This window comes from Nevskia sp., assembly GCF_021732705.1.
Taxonomy (GTDB): Bacteria; Pseudomonadota; Gammaproteobacteria; order Nevskiales; family Nevskiaceae; genus Nevskia.
The window spans coordinates 1-13,580 of record NZ_JAKFUM010000014.1 but is presented as its reverse complement, the minus strand read 5'-3'; the positions used below and the strand labels follow the sequence as shown (position 1 = coordinate 13,580).

11 protein-coding genes are annotated in these 13,580 nt (G+C 66.3%); 7 read left to right on the top strand and 4 right to left on the bottom strand.

All coding sequences use genetic code 11. From position 1 onward, the window contains the following. The first annotated feature begins 183 nt into the window (after nt 1-183). Nucleotides 184-1,347: an acyl-CoA dehydrogenase family protein gene (locus QZ951_RS16090; RefSeq protein ID WP_293002397.1), complete on the top strand. Its 1,164-nt coding sequence runs from the start codon at nt 184-186 to the stop codon at nt 1,345-1,347. An 11-nt stretch (nt 1,348-1,358) separates the two neighbouring features. On the opposite strand, the gene glp is transcribed toward QZ951_RS16090, so the two are convergent. From glp to nadB, 3 genes are read right to left on the bottom strand one after another with little or no spacing between them, the layout of a single operon-like run. After that, nucleotides 1,359-2,609, bottom strand: coding sequence for a gephyrin-like molybdotransferase Glp (gene glp, locus QZ951_RS16085; protein ID WP_293002395.1), 1,251 nt, complete (start codon nt 2,607-2,609; stop codon nt 1,359-1,361). A gap of 9 nt (nt 2,610-2,618) precedes the next feature. Further along, on the bottom strand, nt 2,619-3,230 hold the full coding sequence (gene mobA, locus QZ951_RS16080) for a molybdenum cofactor guanylyltransferase MobA (protein WP_293002393.1): 612 nt from the start codon (nt 3,228-3,230) through the stop codon (nt 2,619-2,621). Then, nucleotides 3,227-4,816, bottom strand: a complete 1,590-nt coding sequence (nadB, locus tag QZ951_RS16075; protein WP_293002391.1) for an L-aspartate oxidase — start codon at nt 4,814-4,816, stop codon at nt 3,227-3,229. Before nadB ends, mobA begins: the two co-directional genes overlap by 4 nt. Nucleotides 4,817-4,942: 126 nt before the next feature. Between nadB and rpoE the strand changes: the two genes are divergently transcribed. From rpoE to QZ951_RS16045, 6 genes are all read left to right on the top strand, one after another. After that, the gene (gene rpoE / locus QZ951_RS16070) at nt 4,943-5,515 is read left to right on the top strand and encodes an RNA polymerase sigma factor RpoE (RefSeq protein WP_293002389.1); all 573 of its coding nucleotides are present in this window, start codon (nt 4,943-4,945) and stop codon (nt 5,513-5,515) included. A 170-nt stretch (nt 5,516-5,685) separates the two neighbouring features. Further along, complete coding sequence (locus QZ951_RS16065; protein WP_293002386.1) at nt 5,686-6,336, top strand: sigma-E factor negative regulatory protein; 651 nt, start codon at nt 5,686-5,688, stop codon at nt 6,334-6,336. Further along, nucleotides 6,336-7,487 (top strand): MucB/RseB C-terminal domain-containing protein, encoded by a 1,152-nt coding sequence (locus tag QZ951_RS16060; RefSeq protein WP_293002384.1) that lies wholly within the window; start codon nt 6,336-6,338, stop codon nt 7,485-7,487. Before QZ951_RS16065 ends, QZ951_RS16060 begins: the two co-directional genes overlap by 1 nt. Nucleotides 7,488-7,679: 192 nt before the next feature. Next, nucleotides 7,680-9,257 (top strand): Do family serine endopeptidase, encoded by a 1,578-nt coding sequence (locus QZ951_RS16055; protein ID WP_293002382.1) that lies wholly within the window; start codon nt 7,680-7,682, stop codon nt 9,255-9,257. A gap of 17 nt (nt 9,258-9,274) precedes the next feature. Beyond that, nucleotides 9,275-9,535 (top strand): glutaredoxin family protein, encoded by a 261-nt coding sequence (locus tag QZ951_RS16050; RefSeq protein ID WP_293002380.1) that lies wholly within the window; start codon nt 9,275-9,277, stop codon nt 9,533-9,535. Then, nucleotides 9,532-10,461, top strand: a complete 930-nt coding sequence (locus QZ951_RS16045) for a bestrophin family protein (RefSeq protein WP_293002378.1) — start codon at nt 9,532-9,534, stop codon at nt 10,459-10,461. The genes QZ951_RS16050 and QZ951_RS16045 overlap by 4 nt, the downstream gene beginning before the upstream one ends. A 7-nt stretch (nt 10,462-10,468) precedes the next feature. Here the strand turns inward: QZ951_RS16045 and QZ951_RS16040 are convergent. Next, a partial coding sequence (locus tag QZ951_RS16040; protein ID WP_293002376.1) for a P-loop NTPase fold protein occupies nt 10,469-13,580 on the bottom strand: 3,112 nt, incomplete at its 5' end.

Genomic DNA, 13,580 nt, shown 5'->3' with positions numbered 1-13,580 from the left:
CAGTGAGGGGGCAGCGGCCGATCCGGGACGGATCGCCGGTGCTCGCAGGCTGCGGGGGCAGCGCTGCGAGCGGCGCCAGATTGGCGGGGGCAAGCTGAGCGATGACTGAACGACGCGGCGCGCTGACCGCGCCGTTACGAACCGTTACGCTTCGCGCACTTACCGCCGACCGGACCCGCTCCCTTGGATTTCAGCCTTGCCCCCGAACTCGAAGACCTGAAGTTGCGCGTCCGCGCCTTCATTCGCGATGAAGTCATCGCTTACGAGACCGACGGCCGCGTCACCGCGCATGGCCCGACCGATGGCCTGCGCGACGAACTGACCGCGAAAGCGCGCCGCGCCGGCCTGCTGACACCGCACGCCTCGCGCGAACTCGGAGGCCTGGGCCTGAGCCATGCCGAGAAAGCCGTCGTGTTCGAGGAAGCCGGTTACTCGACCCTCGGGCCGATCGCGATGAACATCGCCGCACCGGACGAAGGCAACATCCACCTGATGGAAATCGTCGCCACCGAAGCCCAGAAGGCGCGCTGGCTGGCGCCGCTGGTCGCCGGCCGCACGCGATCGTGCTTCTGCATGACCGAACCGGCGCCGGGCGCGGGCGCCGATCCATCGATGCTGATGACAACCGCCGTGCGCGACGGCGATCACTACGTCGTCAACGGCACCAAGTGGTTCATCACCGGCGCCCATGGCGCGGCCTTCGCAATCATCATGGCGCGCATGGAAGACGGCAGCGCCACGATGCTGCTGACCGACATGGACCGCGACGGCATCGTCCTCGAACGCCAGATGGACGCGCTCGACCGCTGCTTCACCGGCGGCCACGCCGTGGTGCGCTTCGAGAACCTGCGGATTCCGGTCGACGACGTGCTCGGCGAAGCCGGGCAGGGTTTCCGCTACGCCCAGGTGCGCCTCGCACCCGCCCGCCTGACCCACTGCATGCGCTGGCTCGGCCAGGCCCGCCGCGCGCATGACATCGCCACCGACTACGCCCGCAGCCGACAGGCCTTCGGCAAGACGCTCGGCAGCCACGAAGGCGTCGGCTTCATGCTCGCCGACAACGACATGGACCTGCACACCAGCCGCCTCGCGATCGCCCACTGCGCATGGGTGCTCGACCAGGGACACGCCGGCAAGGCCGAATCGAGCCGCGCGAAAGTGATCTGCTCGGAAGCGATCTGGCGCGTCATCGACCGCTCGGCGCAAATCCTCGGCGGCCGTGGCGTGACCGGCGAAACCATCGTCGCCCGCATCTTCGCCGACGCTCGGGGATTTCGGATCTACGACGGCCCAAGCGAGGTGCATCGCTGGAGTCTGGCGAAGGGGATTCTGAAAGGCGCTGTCTGAGCGCGAGCGGTTCAGGCCGGCAACGCAATCCAGCGCAGCACGGTGCCGGCGTCGACGATGCCGGCGCCTGCCTCGACCCACACCAGCACGTCGGCGCGGCCGAGGTTGCTGAGCATGTGGGAGTCCTGATTCGGCAGCGGCTGCAGCCGGGCGACGCCGCCGGCATCGTGGCTCAGCGCCATGCGGATCAGGCGGGCGCGTTCGCTGTCGCGTTCGACCGGCTCGGCGAGCACGGCGGTTGACCAGCCGAGGTCCGGGTTCGCCTGACCTTCCAGGTGGCTGATGACGAGCCGTGCGTGCAGCACCATGCCGATCAGCACCGCGCCCGGGTTGCCGGGCAGCGCCAGCATCACGGTCTGGCGGGTGCCGCTGCCTGCGGCAGCATCCGGCGTTTCGCGAACGCCGAAGAACATCGGCTTGGCCGGCTTCTGCGCCACTTTCCAGAACACGCGGCGAACGCCGAGCGCTTCGGCGGTTGCCGGCAGATAGTCCTTGTCGCCCACCGAAGCGCCGCCGGCGGTGATCACCAGGTCGGCCTCGGCAAACGCTTTTTCGAGCGCGGCGCGGACGGCGGCAGGGTCATCCGGCAGATGGCCGATCGTCGGTGCGTCGTGGCCCCAGCTGCGCAGCAATGCGGCGATCAGCGGGCCGTTGCTGTCGTGGATTTCGCCCGGCTTGAGCCGACTTCCCGCCGGGCGAATCTCGTCGCCGGTCGCGAACACGTGGATGCGTGGGCGCGGATGCACGCGCACGGTCGAGACCTCGGCGTTGATCAGCGAGGCCAGCAGGCCCGGGCCGATGCGCTGGCCGGCCTGCGCCAGCGGCGTGCCTTTCGACAGTTCCTCGGCGCGGCGGCGGATGTTGCGGCCGGCCGGCCACGGCGCGGTGAACTGCAGCGTGTCGCCGATGCGGGTGGCGCGCTCCTGCGCAATCATCGCGTCGGCACCGGCCGGCATCATCGCGCCGGTCAGGATGCGGGCGGCGGACTGCGGCGGCAGCGTCGGCGTGCCGGCTTGCGCGGCGGCGGCGATGTGCAGCGCGATCGGCAGCGTGACCGGGTGCGCCGGCGACGCCGCGGCGACATCGGCGGCGCACAGCGCGTAGCCATCGAGCGCACTCTGATCGAAGCGCGGCAGGTCGGTTTCGGCGAACGCCGGCGCGGCCAGCACCAGACCGTGTGCCGCGATGGTGGCCACGCTCGTCGCGGGCAGCGGCCGCAGATGGGCCGGGTAGGCGGCGAGAGCGGCTTCGAGCGAAATCATTCGGGCCGCCTATTCGGACGCGATCAGGGTGTCGGAGAGCCGCCGCTCGGCGTTCAGCCATTCGTCCGGCGTGTTGGCGCTCCAGGCCCACAGGGGCCACTCCGGAAACGGCGCGGCCACGGCAGCATGGCGGGCGAACCAGTCGCGCGGGGTGCGACCGCCAGCATCGAGATAGGCCACGAGATCGCCGAGCAGCGTGCGTGGCACGAGGCAGCACAGCGGCTGCGGGCCCGCGCGATCTTCGGCGTACGCGAGGTCGGCTCGCCGCTGCGCGCGCGCGGCATCGAGGCGCGCGAGCAGGTCGTCTGGCAGCAGCGGGGCATCGCCGGGGACGCACAGCACATCGTCCGTGTTCGCCGCGTCGAGGCCGGCGGCAAGGCCGGCCAGCGGACCGCAATCGGCCCAGCGCCCGTCACCGATCACCGGCAGACCGTAGCCCGCGTACTGCTCGACATGACGGTTGGCGCTGATCGCGATGTCCATGACTTGCGGCGCCAGCCGTTCGAGCACGCGCTCGATCAGTGGTCGATCGGCCAGCGGCTGCAGCGGCTTGTCGACGCCGCCGAGGCGGCTGCCGCTGCCGCCGCACAGCACGAGGGCGCTGATGCTGCGGGCGGTCACGGGGTCAGGACGGTCGGCTGCGCGATCTCGTCGGTCGCCGGATAGTCCAGCGTGTAGTGCAGGCCGCGGCTTTCGCGGCGAGCCAGGGCCGATTCGACGATCAGCTCCGCCACGGTCACCAGATTGCGCAGTTCGATCAGGTGATGGCTGACGCGGTAGTGCTGGTAGAACTCGAGAATCTCGCGCTTCAGCAGGGCCACGCGGTGACGCGCGCGCAGCAGGCGCTTGGTGGTGCGGACGATGCCGACGTAATCCCACATGAAGGTGCGCAGTTCCAGCCAGTTGTGGCTGACGACGACGTCCTCGTCGGAATCCGACACGCGCGATTCATCCCAGGGCTTGAGCGCCGGCGGCGCCGGAATCGACGGCAGTTCGCGGATCAGGTCGGCGGCCGCGGCTTCGGCGAACACGAGGCATTCGAGCAGCGAGTTCGACGCCAGCCGGTTGGCGCCATGCAGGCCGGTGCTGGCGCATTCGCCGGCGGCGTACAGGCCGGCCAGATCGGTGCGGGCAGCGAGATCGGTGACCACGCCGCCGCAGGTGAAGTGCGCCGACGGCACGACCGGGATCGGCGACTTCGTGATGTCCAGCCCCAGGCTCAGGCAGTGCGCGTGGATCGACGGGAAATGCTCGCGCACGAAGTCCGCCGGCTTGTGCGAAATGTCGAGCAGCACGTGCTTGACGCCGAGCCGCTTCATTTCGTGGTCGATCGCGCGGGCGACGATGTCGCGCGGCGCCAGTTCGCCGCGTTCGTCGAAGCGCGGCATGAACCGTTCGCCGACCGAGCCGTCCGGGTTCGGCACGTGCAGGGTCGCGTCTTCGCCGCGCAGCGCTTCGGAGATCAGGAACGAGCGCGAATCGCCGTGGTACAGCGTGGTCGGGTGGAACTGCATGAATTCCATGTTCGACACGCGGCAGCCGGCGCGCCAGGCCATCGCGATGCCGTCACCGCTGGCGCCGAATGGGTTCGACGAGTACAGGTAGACCTGATTGGCGCCGCCGGTGGCGAGGATCACGGCCTTCGCCGCGACCGCTTCGATCGCCTTGCTGTTGCGGTCGTACAGGTAGGCGCCGTGGACGCGTCGGGCCACCTTGTCGACGATCAGGTCGATCGCCACGGTCCGTTCGCGGACCTCGATCAGTGGATGCGCTTCGGCCAACTGGGCGAGGGTGGTCTCGACCGCGCGGCCGGTGGCGTCGGCCGCATGGACGACACGACGATGGCTGTGGCCGCCTTCACGGGTCAGATGCAGTCGCTGGCCGCGCAGTTCGCCATCGGCATGGGTGAACGCCACGCCCTGATCGACCAGCCAGGCGATGCATTCCGGGCCGCGCTCGACGGTGAAGCGCACTGCCGCTTCGTCGCACAGGCCGGCACCGGCGATCAGGGTGTCGCGGACATGGGCTTCGACCGAATCGTCTTCGTCGAGCACGGCGGAGATGCCGCCTTGTGCCCACAAGGTCGAGCCGCCGGCCAGCGTCCCCTTGGAGACCACACAGACGCGGTGGCCGGCTTCCGCCAGACGCAGGGCAGCCGACAAGCCGGCAGCGCCGCTGCCGAGAATCAGGACATCGGAGTCGTTCACGCGGGATTGATTAGCTTGCTAGAATTTGGTTAACGACGACAACGAGTTGCATCGCGGAGTTTAGCCACAATCCTGGGCAGGTGAGCCGGGGTCCCGGCCGATGACCGCACCCTCTCCACGCTGCGCATGAGCCAAGACATCACTGACGAAGAACTGGTCGTCCTCGCGCAGAAGGGCGATACCCGCGCCTTCGAACTGCTCGTGCGCAAGTACCAGCACAAGATCGTGCAGCTGGTCGGCCGACTGGTCGGCGACGGCGATGCCCACGACGTGGCCCAGGAAACCCTGATCAAGGCCTGGCGCGCGCTGAAGGGCTTCCAGGGCAACAGCGCGTTCTACACGTGGCTGTACCGCATCGGCATCAACACCGCGAAGAACCATCTGGTGTCGCGCGGGCGCCGTCCGTCGAATCAGGACATCGATATCGCGGACGCGGAACAATTCGGCCATACCGAACATCTAAGCGATGTCGACACGCCGGAATCCCTGCTGTTGTCGGACGAGATCAAGCAGAAGGTCGGCGAAGTGATCGCCAAGCTGCCGCCGGACCTGCGGCAGGCGATCGTGCTGCGCGAACTGGAAGGCTTGAGCTACGAGGAAATTGCCGAGGCCATGGACTGCCCGATCGGCACGGTGCGTTCGCGCATTTTCCGGGCGCGCGAGGCGATTGACGCCGTCGTCAACCCGTTGATGAACTAGCGACTTGCGGAACCGGTTGCCAATCTGCCGTTGTGTGTCCGGCATGTTCGGAGTCAAGTCCGAAATGTCATTGCTGAGTGATTTTTGCTACGGGCTGTACGGAACTTTTCCGTTCAGGCGCGGTTAATGTTGGCATCGTGGTCGGTGTTTTGCGGACCAGAATGAGTTCAATGTCTGAAGAATTGCTGTCAGCGCTGCTGGATGGTGAATGCTCCCCAACCGAAGCCGAGGCTGCGCTTGCGGCGATCGCGCGGTCGCCCGAACTCAAGGCTCGCTGGAGCCGGATGTGCCTGACCCGCGATGCGCTGGCCGGTGTCTCGGTCGCGAAGCCGTCGTTCGATTTCGCGGCCGGCGTGATGGCGGCAATCGCCGCTGAAACGCCGGCGGTCGCGACCGAAAGCCCGAAAGTCGTACCGATGCGCCGTCCGGCCCCGGTGGCCCGTCCGGTTGGCGAATCGGCCGCTCGCCCAGCCGCCCGTGGGCGCCGCTGGCAGCCGATGGCGGGGCTGGCCGCGGCGGCGTCGATTGCGGCAGTCGCTGTCTTCGGCGGTCTCAACCTGCTGAGCACGCCCATCGATGGTGGTGCGGTGCAGGTGGCGGGGTCGGACAATGTCGACAACGCGGACATCGTGCGGATCAGTGCCGATGGCGGCATCAGTGGCGCCCAGGATCGTCTCAGCCCTGACGCCTACCGCCAGCTCAACGACTACATGATGGAGCACTCGAACTCGCGCGCCGAAGCCGGCATGGGCGGTTCGCTGAGCTACGCCCGCATTGCCGTGCGTTCGGCGGACTACCGGCCGGCTGACGGTCAGCGCTGATGCGTCGCCTGCTGCTCTGCGCAGGCGTGGCCTGCGCCTCCACGGCATCGGCAGCGGCAGACCTCGACCCCGGCACCCTGCTGGTCAAGTCGGCCGAAGCATCCCGAACGAGCAACTATCAGGGTGTCGTCATCTATCGCGGTGACGAGCGCTTCGAAGTTCTCAGGGTTGCGCATCGGTTCAAGGACGACAGCGAGCGCGAACGCATGGTCTCGCTGACCGGCGAGCCGCGGCAGTTGCTTCGCATCGACAACCGCCTGATCTGCATCCTGCCGAAAGGCCGGCAGATGAGCATCGAGCGGCCAAACCTGAAGGGCTTTCTGGCGCAGCTGACGGTTGAACGCGTCGAGCAGCTGAAGGCGTACTACGAATTCCGCAGCGAAGGCCAGGGCCGGATTGCCGGCCGCCTGTGCAACGGCGTCACCGTCCGACCGAAGGACGAGTTCCGGTACGGTTACGAAGTCTGGACCGACCAGGAAACCGGACTGCCGCTGAAGGTCAGCCTGACCGGTCCGCGCGGCGAGGTGATGGAACAGGTGATGTTCACCGAGGTGGCGTTCCCGAAGTCGATTCCGGACGACGCCTTCGAAACCGAAGTCGACATCCGCAAGTTCAACCTGATCACCAGCAACCTGCCGAAGCTCGATGCCTTGCCGCCGCCGGACCAGCACGGCGAGCCGCAGGTCGCGTTCGACAAGCTGCCGCGCGGCTTCAAGATCATTTCGCACGATGACCGCCCGCTGCCGGAAGGCAACGGCAATGTCGAGCATCTGCTGCTGTCGGACGGCCTGTCGTCGGTGTCGGTGTTCAGCACCGTGCAGTCGCGCGAGGAGGCGGTGTTCAGCGGCATCTCGCACGTGGGCGCCGTGCAGGCCTATGGTCGCGTCGTCGGCTCGTTCCACGTGACCATCGTTGGCGAAGTGCCGGGCTCGGCCTTGCGGTTGATCGGCGACAACCTGCGGGTACCGCTGCCCGGGCCGGTATCGCAGGGACGAAGCGACAATTCGGCCCCGGCCGGCGGCCTGCCGCAGCCGATCCTGCTGCCGAATTCGCAGACGGTGACGCCGCCGGTCGTCATCCCAGGAGCCATCCCCGGTCCCGTGCCGGCGGCAACGCGCGGCTCTGCGCCGGGCACCAACCCCGGACGCTGATTCCGCGTCCGGTCACGGCCCGCTGCAGCCGTTTGGCTGCAGTGCGGCAATTCGCTTGCCGGTCCCCGCGGCACATGGTCAACTGCCGCCACTCATAATTGAATTCACTTGGAATCGACACCGCAGCCGCCTGCGGGCGATTCGCTCTGCCTTGCCTGACCGTTTCCGGCCTTTCGTCTGGGGAATCGAATGATGCGTACCGCCGTGCTGGCCCTGCCGCTGCTTGCCGCCAGCGCCCTGCTTGCCAGCTGCTCCGAATCGCGCAGCACGGGCCTGCCGGAGCTGCCGGATCTGGTCGAGAAGGTCAGCCCGACCGTCGTCAACATCAGCGCCGTGCCGATCGAGTCCGAGCCGCTGGCGCGCAACGATTCCGCTCCGGGCAGCGATGGCCGACCGGTGCCGGACTGGCTGAAGAAATTCCTGGAGCAGCACGGCGGCAAGGTTCCCGGCAGCGATGGCGCGGCGCCGCCGGCCGATGGCGCGCCGGTCGATCCGAACGCCGCGGAACCGAGCACGGGCGATCCGTCGCAGGATGAAGGCGGCGACAACGGTGATGGCGACGGCGGCGATGGCCCGGACGGCTTCGGCGGCGAGCAGTCGCTCGGTTCCGGCTTCATCCTGTGGTCGGACGGCTACATCGTCACCAACCATCACGTGGTCAAGAACGCCAAGGAAATCGTCGTGCGCCTGTCCGATCGCCGCCAGTTCCCGGCGGAGCTGGTCGGATCCGACGAACGCAGCGACCTGGCGCTGCTGAAGATCGATGCCAAGAACCTGCCGGCGGTCAAGATTGCCGACATGAAGAAGACCCGTGTCGGTGACTGGGTCGTGGCGATCGGCTCGCCGTTCGGCTTCGACTACACCGTGACCGCCGGCATCATTTCCGCGAAGGGCCGGAATCTCGATACCGAACAATATGTTCCGTTCATCCAGACCGATGCCGCGGTGAACCCAGGCAACTCCGGCGGCCCGCTGTTCAACCTGAAGGGCGAGGTTGTCGGCGTCAACTCGCAGATCTACAGCCAGAACGGCGGCTTCCAGGGCGTGGCCTTCGCGATCCCGATCGATGTCACCGCCAAGGTCGCGAAATCGCTGAAGGAAAATGGCCGCGTGCGGCGCGGCTGGCTCGGCATCGTCATGCAGGAAGTCGATCGCAAGCTGGCACAGTCGTTCGGCATGGAAAAGCCGGGCGGCGCGCTGATCGCCCGCGTGCTGCCGGACAGCCCGGCGCAGCAGGCCGGCATCAAGGCCGGCGACATCATCGTCAAGTTCAACGACACCGAGATCGCCACGTCACGCACCTTGAAGCCGCTGGTCGGCGATGTGACGCCGGGCGAAACCGTCGCGCTGGAACTGCTGCGCGAGTCCAAGCGCATCACGGTCAAGGTTGAGGTCGGCGAGCTGGCCGAACAGGATCTGGCCGACAACAGCGGCGATGCGAACCCGACGCCACAGGCCCAGCCACCGGGCGGCGGCGCCACCGAACGCCCATTCGGCGTCAATGTGCAGACGCTGACCGATGCCGAACGCCGCAGCGAAAAGGTCGTCTCCGGCGGCGTCCGCGTGGTCGATGTCGCACCCGGTGTCGGCCGCGAGGCCGGACTCGTGCCGGGCGACGTCATCCTGTCGATCGCCGGCACCGAGATCGACAGCGCCGAGCGTTATGCGCAGGTCGCCGAACGCCTGACGCCGGGACAGAGCGTGCCGCTGCTGGTGCAGCGCCAGGGCTCGCCGCTGTTCCTCGCACTCGCGGTGCCGCCGAAGCCCTGAGAACGATGGCGGCCCCCATGGCGGACACGTCGGCACTGACCCTGCTGAGTCGCGAAGGCTGCGGCCTGTGCGAAGAATTTCATGAAGCCTTTGCTGCAGCGTGCCCGGATCTGCTGCCGCGTCTGACGGTTGCCGATGTCGACAGCCGCGCCGGCTGGGCCGGCCGCTGGGGCAAGGTCATTCCAGTGCTGATCGACGACCACGGCACGCTGCTTTGCGAAACCTTCTTCGATGAACACCGGCTTCGCGCCGCGCTCGCCGACGGAGCCGGCCGATGATCGTCCGACCCCGGCCGCACTGGTTCAAGATGCTGTTCATCTGGCGCGGCTCCGTGCTGCGCAAGTTGCTGCCGCGGCTCGCGATCGTCGGCGGGCTCGGCGTGTTCGCGCAGTTGCTGCATGTCGGTGTCGATACCGTCTGGCGAGACCGGCTCGAACTGAACCTGCAGCCCTTCACCCTGCTCGGGCTGGCACTGGCGATCTTCCTCGGCTTCCGCATCAACGTCAGCCACGAGCGCTACTGGGATGCCCGCAAGCTCTGGGGCACGATCATGAATGCCTCGCGGGCGCTGGCGCGGCAGGCGCTGACCTTGACCGAATGGGCACCGAAATCGCCGGACGCCCAACGCTTCGTCCGCGCACTGATCGCCCACGCGCACGCGTTCCGCCATCAGCTGCGCCAGACCGATGCCAGCGAAGACCTGCACCGCCTGCTGGTGGCCGAAGACCTGCCGCGCGTCCTCGCCGCCCGCTGGAAGCCGGTCGTGATCCAGCAATTGCTCGGCGACCAACTGCACGCCGCCCGCCGCGAAGGCAATCTGTCGGACATCCTGTCGGCCTCGATGGAGCAGAGCTTCAACACGCTCGGCGATGCCATCGGCGGCTGCGAACGGATTGCCAGCACGCCAATTCCGCTGACGTTCTCGGTGATGGTCCATCGCACCATCTACTTCTACTGCACGCTGCTGCCATTCGCGCTGGTTGGCACCATCGGCTGGTACGCCCCGGTGTTCGCCGTGTTTGTCGCCTACACCTTCATGGCGCTCGAAGCGATTGCCGAAGAGCTCGAAGCGCCGTTCGGCTTCGACGACAACGACCTCGCCCTCGGCGCGATCTGCGAAAACATCGAAGCCTCGCTGCTCGAAATGCTCGGCGAGCCCTTGCCGCCGCCGAAGCCGATTCCGGCGGATTTCGTGTTGCGCTGACGATTGCTTACTCGGTCTTGCGAATGTCGCTGCCGCTTTGACTTGGAACGGCGTCAGAGACGAGAGCACTTGCGGAAACTGACCCGCCACCTGATACCGATACCGATGCCGATGCCGTCATTGGTGGGCGCTCATTGATGGGGGCTTCTGCTGACGAGGCTTTCGGCTCCAGCCCTTCCGCATTTTGCGCGGTTGAGGAATCGAAAGGCGCTTGAGATGCCGGGGGTTGCTCAAGTCGGATGGCGCTTACCGCTTCAAGGAAGTCCAGAATTTTCTTGGGCGTGACGTTCAAAGCAGTGCCAAAAGTCTTGTCATGCTCATCCCACGGCTTTGTGAGTGCAAAAGTGTCGCCATCGATTGAGACGCGCAGGATTGCGCTCAACAGGTGCTGCGGATTGCGTGCTTGCTTTTCGATAATCCGGCGAATGCCGGCCGGGCCATGACGCTTGACCATCGCTGCCATCGCAACCACTTCCTCCGGCGGCAGATAGTTGTTGTCCTGCTGCCCTGCAACGGTGCCCACTGAGGCCTTACCAGTTGGTTCGCTCAACTGCCGGAGTCGTTCAAGCCGCGTCGGGCTGATAACCGGTGCCGACAGACGCGCTGCCGAGTACCGCGCGAGGTTGATGAACCGCTTGACTTCCCGCGGCGTCTGGTTGTCCTGCTCAGCCAGGGCCAGTGGTGTCCAGATTCGAAACGCTTTGATGAAGTCACGGGTATCGCGCTCGACCGGATTTTCGCGGCGCAGCAGGATGAACAGCAAGACAACACCGAATGGCGCAATCAATGCCCATTGCCACAAGGGCGATGGAAGGTCGACGGGGGCGTCGGCAGACGCGGTTCTGGAGCCGAAGGGAACCGCCGGCTGAGGATTTGGATTTACCTCGGTGTTTGTCTGTCCGTCGTTGTCGCTTTCAGGCTTCAAGCTTTCATCCAGCGCCACGGAGCGTTGCTTGAGCCTCTCCGCAACGGTAGCGAACTCCTTCGTCGCCGAAGCGATCGTTCGATCGCTCGCCCCGTCTGGCAGCTTGTCGATCTGTGCAGCCTTGGTTTCCAGCAGCGCGAACTCGGCTTGAATGGTCTGTATGCATGCAGTCAGGCCTTGCTTTGTTCGAGGCAGTTTGTCGCTCGGACCGCAAGCAATAGCCGGGAGCTCTTTTTGTATGCTTGTTGCAGGTTTTGCTGTCCGATCCTCCGTTGCTCCGCCCACCGCCCGAGCGTCAGTGGACTCGTCAGTAACGGCTGTTTCATCGACTGCTACCGCTGGGGTCGATCCAGCTTTTTTTGTGCCAGAACTTCTTTTGACGCCAGGAGCCGGGTCGGGCGGCAACTCGGCTTCAGCTAGGCGAACGACAACTTCGCGGGCTTCAAGTAAACCCGCGGACGCATCGTTCTTTGCGCCGGCTAACGCGATTACTCGCTTGCTTTCCGCTTGCTGTGCTTGGCTCACCCAATCGGTAACGCCGGAACCGGCGCCAAAGAGCGCCGTCGCGAACAGACCACCGATCGCCAGCTTGGCCAATCCTCGAAAACCCTGCGATGCATTCGCTACGGTCCACCACAGCCAAAGGATTACGAGCTTGTCCGCCGTCCGCTTCGGCCGGTCGCTTTCCTCCTTCTTCTCGGCCCGCACCTGCTCGGCCAGTTCTGCCAGCTTTTCATGGCTGAACTGCGGCACGTCCACTTCGATCTGGATCAGCTTGCGCAGGTACTTGCGCGCGTAGTTGAGACGCGCGTTCTGTCGGGCCTGATTTGCCTGCGCTTCAGTGTCTTCCGCGTTCGTGCCAGAGCGTGCGTCGTCGGCAGCGCGCAATTCCCAATCCTGATCCGCAACCGGTCCGAGGGCTTGTGCAAGTTGCGCTTCCAGCACCTCCCGCGCCACACCGAGCACCACGAAGCATTCTCCGTTGGTGGTCAGGTAGTTGACTGCTTCGAGCATCAGCAGCGCCCTTTCCGGTGTGCAGCGATCGATGTCATCGATGAACAGCGTCAACGTGTTGGGCCGCAGCGTTTCGGAAACATCCTTGAAGTGGCGGCGGAAGCGCTCGCGAAAGCTGGTCTGCGCCTGGGCATCTCCAAGCCGGAACTTCGTGGATGTGGACGCAAGCAACGCCGCAGGCGATTCCGGGAATGCCCGCAACCCGAAAACGATCAGCAGCCACCCGCCGACCACCAGAAGCAGCAGCGCGCCGAGGACTGCCAGTACTTCGGGCATGCCGAACAACTGACCGAGGGTGGCAAACAGCTTGGGATCGTCAAGTTGCGGGCCGAGGTCGCCTCGCAGCAGTTCCGAGAGGCTGGCGATAGCGTCGGCGGCGACGACATGCGCCCAGGTTGCAGGCCACCACTCGGTCGCAGGCAAGTTTTTCAGCGCTTTGGACCACACTGCAGATCGAGCAATGACCGCGAGGCTCAGTCCGGCGAATCCGGCAATGACCATCAACGCTGCCACCGTCAGCCAGCGCGGATGGCGGTTCTTGAAGCGCCGACAGAGCAGGTGCCCGCGGAAGCGCAAGCCGTCAGCGGTCCAGGCACTTGGCAAGCCGTGTTCGCGAATCGCGTCGAGCAGCGACGCCAATACGCCGTCGTCACTCTGCTGATGCCATGCGTTGAACCACACGGTGCGCATCTGCCGCTCGGCCACCGCCTCGCGCAGCAGGTTCATCAGCGAACTCTTGCCACGCCCCCAGGGTGCCTGCACCGCGATCACGAGTGATGGACGGGTGGCCTCGTTGGCCAGAAAGCGGGCCAGCGCGCGAGCGATCGGGTTGATGCCGAGTCGATCCTTGGTTGCATCGTCGATCGGGCCGTCATCGACGCCAATACCCTCGATGCCGTCCCTGTGATTCGGCTTGATCCAGCCGCCGCGCCAAAGCCATACGGTGAGAACAAGTGCAGCAACAAAGCCGATCCAGAACGCTGGCGACGGCGCCCGTCCGTAACGTACCGGCTCCCAAGTCGCGCCGGCATCGGCGCTGCGGAGGGCGGTACCGCTTGAGCCCACGGCGATGGCGGTCCTGCCATCGGGGCCGAGCGCGACAGACCTGAGCGTATCGGTGGTGGTGCTGTCGGCCTTGACCCAGGTTGCGCCGGCATCGGCGCTGCGGAGGGCGGTGCCG